We start from the raw sequence: 6548 nt of genomic DNA, 5'->3' as shown, positions 1-6548 counted from the left end.
TGAATTTCTTTAAGCCATTCATTAAGGTTATCTGCACGGGCATAAAACTGGGCATTATTGTTATCTGTATCGCTAATTTTAGCGCGATAAAGTTTCAATAATTTAATCGCATCGCGGTATTCACCTTCGGCACTTGGCACTAACCAACTGGTGTTATCGATGTTTAACTTAGAATGCGCTGCTAACAAATCATTATCGGCAGTTGACTGCGACTGTGAACGGCTAAATTCTTTACGCATAATGAGTGCTAAATCTCGCACTTGTTCCAATGCACCAAACTCAAATGCGGGCATGTTATCCATCATTATCGACGGAGGCATAACATCATTAGATAACCATCCACCTGGTTTATCCAGCAAGGTTTCCATAGTAGAGATTAATGAGCTGGTAGTGGCGTAACCGACAATTCGTTTACCGTTGTCTGTTTGCAACGATTGCGTATTAATCGAAGCTGGTGCAACACTCCACCACACACTGACAACATAAAGTACTAAACCCAGCACACCAACAACGGTTAAAACTTTATTCCTAGTAACTTGCATTAATATTACTCCTTAATGATGGTGATGTTCTGCATTTTCATCATGCTGAGTCGCGGCTTGTTTAAGCACAGTAAGCTCAATCATAAGATGCTGACCATCTTCAAAAATCAATTCTAAAGGCACTTTATCATCGACAGCCAATGGCGCCGTTAACGACAATAACATCACATGGTCGCCGGTAGGTTGAAGCATTAATGAACCGTGAGACGGTATTGTAAACCCTTCGACTTGACGCATTTTAACCATGCCATCTTCTTCTAGAATTGTATGTAACTGCGCTACTTTTGCTGCACTCGTCTTAACTTCAACTAACTTAACATCGTTGTTGTTATGATTTTCTAACGTAAAATAAGCAGCGGTATTGGGCACACTCGCTGGCATAGCTCTAACATGTCCATCAACCAAGACCACATTAGCAGTGGCTGCGAATGATATTGATGATAACACTAAAAAGTTAAACAGATGTTTGAATATTGCTTTCAATGTCTTAAACTCCATGTAATCCCACTCGCGTTCACAACAGGAAGCTACGAATGAGTCATATTCAGGTAAGAGATGATCAAGGCGTGCGTATCATCAGTTTTAATCGTCCAGAAAAGCGCAATGCCTTTAATCTAGAAATGTATCAACAATTCACAGAATACCTGATCCAAGGTGAAGCCGACAATGATATTCGTGCCTTTCTGTTTCATGGTACCGAAAACTGTTTTACCTCAGGCAATGATATCGTCGATTTTCTGCAAAGTGGTGCGTTAGATGACAATCATCCAACCGTTAAATTCTTGTTTTGTTTATTAGATCTTAAAAAGCCTGTGGTTGCAGCGGTAACCGGAGCAGCGGTGGGAATAGGGACAACTCTACTATTGCATTGTGACTTAGTTTACGCCGATAACAATGCAAAATTCCAAATGCCTTTTGTCAATTTAGCGCTAGTACCAGAAGCAGCCTCAAGCATATTGTTACCCTTAATTGTGGGCCAACAAAAAGCAGCTGAACTGATTTTATTGGGTGAAGCTTTTGATGCAGAAACGGCTGAAAAATTAACCATTATTAACCGCGTGGTGGCCCAAGACGAGCTGATAAGCTTCAGTCTAGCGCAAGCAAAAAAATTGGCAGCTCTGCCACCGTTATCTATGCAAGCATCAAAACGGCTTTTACGTCATAACCTGGCAGAAGTTAAAGCTCAGATGAAATTAGAATTAGTTGAGTTTGCTGAACGCTTACAAAGTGATGAAGCAAAACAACGCTTCCAAGCTTTTTTAAAAAAATAACCACTTACATCAATGTAACCTGTCTGCGGGGTAATCCAGCTTCCCCCGCTTACCCAATATTGGGTAAGCCTTAAAATCGAGATGTTTTTTGGCTCATCACCACAGCAATCACAAAGTACGCAAGTAAACTAATACTTGGATTGGTTAGCATTAATCCTATAGTCACAATACGAGTCCAAAGTAATGACCAGCCGTATTGTTTTGCTAACTTCGCAGATACGCCACACACAATTCGAGTTTCATCTTGTAATCTATTAATTAAACGGTTCATATTATCCTCTCGTTATTCATAATGTTTATCTAAAAGGCGATGGGTTAAGATTAAGCTTGGTCATTAATGCTTGGCCAAAACAGCCAACTGACTAACATCGCACACAATGCAAAACTGATAACTGGCAATAACAATAACGACATTAATGGCAGCACCAAGCCTATATTCATCGCCCAATCCATTACTTATTCTCAGCGGCTACAGCAGTACTCACTTGTGGTTGTTCAAAGCTAGCAAACTCTAGTGCCGAATTAATTTCATAAACTTGTTCAGCAATTTGGGTTTGCAACGACAGCATTAACTCTTGCTTCACATTTGAAATCATCTCTTGGCTCGCTTGGGTTATATTCTGCTCAAGCACAGCCACTGTATTAGAGATTGAAATTTCATCTGCTTGTGCCGAAACACTGGCGGTAACCAATAATGCTGCTGCAATTGATAATTGAACACTACGGCGAATCACGTTGGTTAAAGTTAATGTAGACATAATGGCATCCTTTCTTGTGTTGGTTAATGGCAACTAAACACCCGTCTAGTTGATTACACAATAGGTATTACAAGCTGCGTGCCAACTTTAAAAAATAAATCTAACACCTTAATTATTAACAAAATAAATTAATTATTTTTTATACAACCTAACTAAATTCAAGTTCAAAAAACCAACAGGTAGTAAAATTAACCATGTAGTTAGTGAAAATGACCAGTGATTTTTATTAAGCAGATTAGAAAGGTTCAAAAGTAGCAATAAATAGCAAAATACCACCACCCACTGAAATGCTACTGCGCCATAAATTGATAAATGATTGGCTGGGTTGGTGGTTAAAGCAGTGCTTAAGTGAGTAACTGGATTAGTGGTTGATGAGTGAGGAGATAGGTGTAATCGTTTCGCTGACTGAGTTGATGATTAAGAGAATAAAGGAGTGACTAGAGTAGTGGCAGGATTTAGTAACGGGATTAATAACAATCGATACTGACATTAATTACTGGCAATAGTCAGTGTCAAAAGTTACTGACGGTCTAATATTTCTAGGCCTCTCTCCATAAGTAATCATAGGCAATGGTATTAGCCATTGCGGTTTATCGGGCTTTATGGATTCACTCACTATTTAAACAAGAAAGACAAAATACACAAAACGCCTAAGAATAGACGCTTTATATATGATAACAACTGTAATCAACATGACCGTTTGGGCGTTTATTTCACAACGTATCCTATTGAAATATCTGATAACAAAATATCTTAATACAACCTCTCTATATTTCGAGCGTTATATCAAAGTAGATTCGTCACTGGCCAGTGCTTCGGCATCAACAAACTCAGCGGCTGTTAGCACAACTCCAATATCAGCATTAGGCTTATGGGCATTCTCGCTTAAATGACGACGCCAGCCACGCGAACCTGGTAAACCTTGGAATAAACCAATCATGTGGCGGGTAATGTGATTTAAACGACCGCCTTGAGCTAAATGAGCCTCAATATACGGTAACATTTGCTCAATCACTTGCTGACGTGTAATCACCGCTGTATCGATTCCACACAACTGCTGATCAACTTGCGCCAATATATAAGGGTTTTGATAAGCTTCACGCCCCACCATCACTCCATCTAGCTGGGCTAAATGCAGCTTAGATTCTTCGAGGGTTTTAATGCCACCGTTAATGCTAATGTTCAAGTGCGGATAGTCACGCTTTAACAGGTAAACCCGATCATAATCTAACGGCGGGATCTCACGGTTTTCTTTAGGGCTTAATCCTTGTAACCAGGCTTTACGCGCATGAATAGTAAATGCACTACAGCCTTGGGCGCTCACGGTTTCAATAAAATCCGTTAAAAACGGATAACTGTCTTGCTCATCAATTCCAATACGGGTTTTTACCGTGATCGGAATATCGGTTACCTGCTTCATTGCGTCAACACATTGCGCCACCAGCAGAGGCTCAGCCATTAAACACGCACCAAAGCGACCATTCTGCACTCTATCAGACGGACATCCTACATTGAGGTTCACTTCATCATAGCCACGCTCAGCAGCTAATTTTGCACATGCCGCCAAATCAACCGAATTAGACCCCCCTAGCTGTAACGCCACAGGATGTTCTTGCTCGTTATAAGCTAAATAATCACCCTTACCTTGCAATATGGCACCCGTGGTGATCATCTCGGTATACAGCAAGGCTTTGCTCGACATTAAACGAGCAAAATAACGATAGTGGCGATCTGTCCAATCCAGCATAGGCGCTATGGAAAAGGTGCGATCAAGCGTATCTGTTGGTATGACTAGCTTTGGTGTTGTATTCACTGAATTTTTCACACTCATAATTTGCGGTATTAATGCACATTTTTAGGTGCATTTTAGATAAAAGTTTTCGCACAAGGAGCCAGTAGGGAAATCATAAATTAGGCTAAAACAACTGGGGTGCACTAAATAATAGCTAATTATATCATTAACCCGTCATCGAGAAACATGTGTCTACTGATTTAGTGGAAGATCACTATACGTAAAAACCTTGGCATAAATGCCAACACCTAAACTTGTAAGAGTTCCATCTTCGACTTTCAGTTTTGTGAGCAAGATAGCTTCAGTCAAATCTCGGGCTTTAACTATTTTTTTAACACGATTGGCATTTATCGCAACTCATTGGCCTCACAGACGGCTTACAGTAAGCGCGCCGATTTTTGCCGTTGCCTCACGGTTTGGTCATGTTTTTTTCTCGAGCCAATCAAGGTAGTCGCCAATCTCATTAAATTCAATATATCCAAGCTCTTCTGGATTACTGGGTAACTCTACGGTTTCTATATAATCAATTTTTTGCGAGCTTTTAAATTCGCCTAAACCAGCATCTAACACTATCCAAATTGCGCTGACAGAATGCTCGTGTGTTTCACTATTATAGTGTGGTATACCCACTCTCAAGCCAAGTTTGTCTGGGCTGGAGTGACTAACTAATGGTAGAAACCATATTTTATCGGGGTCATAATCTACACCTTCATATGTAGAGATGAAGTCGAAACCCATTGCTGGTTTTAAGGCTATAAACGCCCAATTTTTTAGCTTTGGGGCAGCACCAACTAATGTAAATACACTATCAAACTGCTCACTATCGCCACCTGCCGAAATAATAAATTCATTCACTTCATTTTGAGTTGAAAACTCAAAATACAATGCATCATTATATTTATGCAGTGCTATTAAAATATCATCAAGCAACGTTTCATTACCGGACTCATATGACTCGATAGCTTGTTGGTTGTGACTAAACCATTCCCAAAAATCATTTTCACTCGCCATTACTGGTACCGAAATTATTGATGCTAAAATTAGACAGAGTAAATTTTTCATGTTGCTTCCATATCTACACAAAACACTTATTTAACAGACGTCTCGATAAAGCTAGCCGCTTACGTTATTGATTTGTCTTATCCTACATTTGCTATCTTATTGGTGTAAAGCGATTAAATTATCATCCAAAACACAGCAAACCTATCTAGGAGCGACGCTATGGAATAGGTGAGTTCAAGCGTATCTGTTGGTGTGTCTCATTTTGGCATAGAATCAACTGATTTTTATCAGGTTTTATACTTCAAAAGTTGCGATCTTGTTACTCGTTACAAGTGCTCTTAAGTGCATGGGGAGTCAATATTTACTCCAACGAGAAACAACTCTAATGAACAACTTAATCAATTGATGCGTTGTTCTTGTAGCATTAAACCGACCATAGTAAATTAACTGCTCATTCTTAGTTTTTGTTACACTAAATAATTGTATAAAAAATATTTTTAGCGTTAATGTCGCTTTCAATTTTATTTTTGTGCTCTAAGCTTAAACCTGTATTTCACTATACTGATATAGTCAGTATTTGTGTTAGTCAGCTACTATGATGACAGGGCCGTGTAGCGTTACGCACTCTTTATGCCCTCTATTTACACTATGCCACTCTTTAAAATATAGAAGGATCGCTTTGCCTATGAACGTTGAATTCATTAATCCCTTTCTAGTGTCTTTAGTCAATGTTATTTCAACTATGGCGACAATGGATTTAAAGCCCGGAAAACCACAGTTAAAAAACCACGATCTTGCTAAAGGCGACGTATCAGGTTTGATGGGTATGGTAGGGCCTAAAACCCGCGGTTCGCTTTCTATTACTTTCGAAAAAGCGTTAATTCTCGAAATTATGCATAAAATGCTAGGCGAAAACCCTGGCGTGATTAACGATGAAGTCACTGATTTAGTGGGTGAAATAACCAACATGGTTACTGGTGGAGCTAAAAACTTACTCAGTGAAAAAGGCTACGACTTTGATATGGCGACACCGGCTGTTGTATCTGGTAAAAACCATACTATTTCTCATAAAGCACGTGGCAAAAAAATTATGATGCCTTTTACGCACGAATTCGGTAATGCCTTTATTGAAATTTGTTTTGAAGACTCATAACCATTAACCATTAACCATTAATCAATAATC

At 39.3% G+C, this 6548-nt stretch carries 8 protein-coding genes; 2 read left to right on the top strand and 6 right to left on the bottom strand.

Features of this window, described 5'->3' with window-relative positions; translation table 11 throughout:
- The coding region (locus tag H5202_RS16670) for a DUF2333 family protein (RefSeq protein WP_182773065.1) at window positions 1–542 on the bottom strand (542 nt) is incomplete at its 3' end.
- A 12-nt stretch (window positions 543–554) separates the two neighbouring features.
- The gene (locus H5202_RS16665; protein WP_182773064.1) at window positions 555–1040 is read right to left on the bottom strand and encodes a copper chaperone PCu(A)C; all 486 of its coding nucleotides are present in this window, start codon (window positions 1038–1040) and stop codon (window positions 555–557) included.
- Window positions 1041–1075: 35 nt separating this feature from the next.
- Here H5202_RS16665 and H5202_RS16660 point away from each other — a divergent pair, with 35 nt between their 5' ends.
- Window positions 1076–1813: an enoyl-CoA hydratase-related protein gene (locus H5202_RS16660; RefSeq protein WP_182773063.1), complete on the top strand. Its 738-nt coding sequence runs from the start codon at window positions 1076–1078 to the stop codon at window positions 1811–1813.
- Window positions 1814–1883: 70 nt separating this feature from the next.
- Here the strand turns inward: H5202_RS16660 and H5202_RS16655 are convergent, their stop codons facing one another.
- The 4 genes from H5202_RS16655 to H5202_RS16640 form a co-directional block, all read right to left on the bottom strand.
- A complete protein-coding gene (locus tag H5202_RS16655; protein WP_182773062.1) occupies window positions 1884–2084 on the bottom strand; it encodes a PspC domain-containing protein in 201 nt (66 codons plus the stop codon).
- 181 nt (window positions 2085–2265) lie between these two features.
- A complete protein-coding gene (locus tag H5202_RS16650) occupies window positions 2266–2571 on the bottom strand; it encodes a hypothetical protein (RefSeq protein ID WP_182773061.1) in 306 nt (101 codons plus the stop codon).
- Between the two features lie 781 nt (window positions 2572–3352).
- The gene (gene dusA, locus H5202_RS16645) at window positions 3353–4402 is read right to left on the bottom strand and encodes a tRNA dihydrouridine(20/20a) synthase DusA (RefSeq protein WP_182773060.1); all 1050 of its coding nucleotides are present in this window, start codon (window positions 4400–4402) and stop codon (window positions 3353–3355) included.
- A gap of 381 nt (window positions 4403–4783) precedes the next feature.
- A complete protein-coding gene (locus H5202_RS16640; protein ID WP_182773059.1) occupies window positions 4784–5425 on the bottom strand; it encodes a hypothetical protein in 642 nt (213 codons plus the stop codon).
- Between the two features lie 625 nt (window positions 5426–6050).
- Here H5202_RS16640 and H5202_RS16635 point away from each other — a divergent pair.
- Entirely contained in the window at window positions 6051–6518 is a 468-nt protein-coding gene (locus H5202_RS16635; protein WP_182773058.1) for a chemotaxis protein CheX, read from the top strand.
- The last annotated feature ends 30 nt before the right edge of the window (window positions 6519–6548 follow it).

The organism is Shewanella sp. SG41-4 (assembly GCF_014164505.1).
In the GTDB taxonomy this organism is placed as follows: Bacteria; Pseudomonadota; Gammaproteobacteria; order Enterobacterales; family Shewanellaceae; genus Shewanella.
The sequence above is the reverse complement of the archived record's forward strand: the minus strand, read 5'-3'. Positions and strand labels throughout refer to the sequence as shown.

What these genes read in the sequence shown, in the direction of transcription:
- H5202_RS16665 (WP_182773064.1), bottom strand. Translation starts at nt 1,040, where the DNA reads ATGGAGTTTAAGACATTGAAAGCAATATTCAAACATCTGTTTAACTTT.
- H5202_RS16660 (WP_182773063.1), top strand. Translation starts at nt 1,076, where the DNA reads ATGAGTCATATTCAGGTAAGAGATGATCAAGGCGTGCGTATCATCAGT.
- H5202_RS16655 (WP_182773062.1), bottom strand. Translation starts at nt 2,084, where the DNA reads ATGAACCGTTTAATTAATAGATTACAAGATGAAACTCGAATTGTGTGT.
- H5202_RS16650 (WP_182773061.1), bottom strand. Translation starts at nt 2,571, where the DNA reads ATGTCTACATTAACTTTAACCAACGTGATTCGCCGTAGTGTTCAATTA.
- dusA (WP_182773060.1), bottom strand. Translation starts at nt 4,402, where the DNA reads ATGAGTGTGAAAAATTCAGTGAATACAACACCAAAGCTAGTCATACCA.
- H5202_RS16640 (WP_182773059.1), bottom strand. Translation starts at nt 5,425, where the DNA reads ATGAAAAATTTACTCTGTCTAATTTTAGCATCAATAATTTCGGTACCA.
- H5202_RS16635 (WP_182773058.1), top strand. Translation starts at nt 6,051, where the DNA reads ATGAACGTTGAATTCATTAATCCCTTTCTAGTGTCTTTAGTCAATGTT.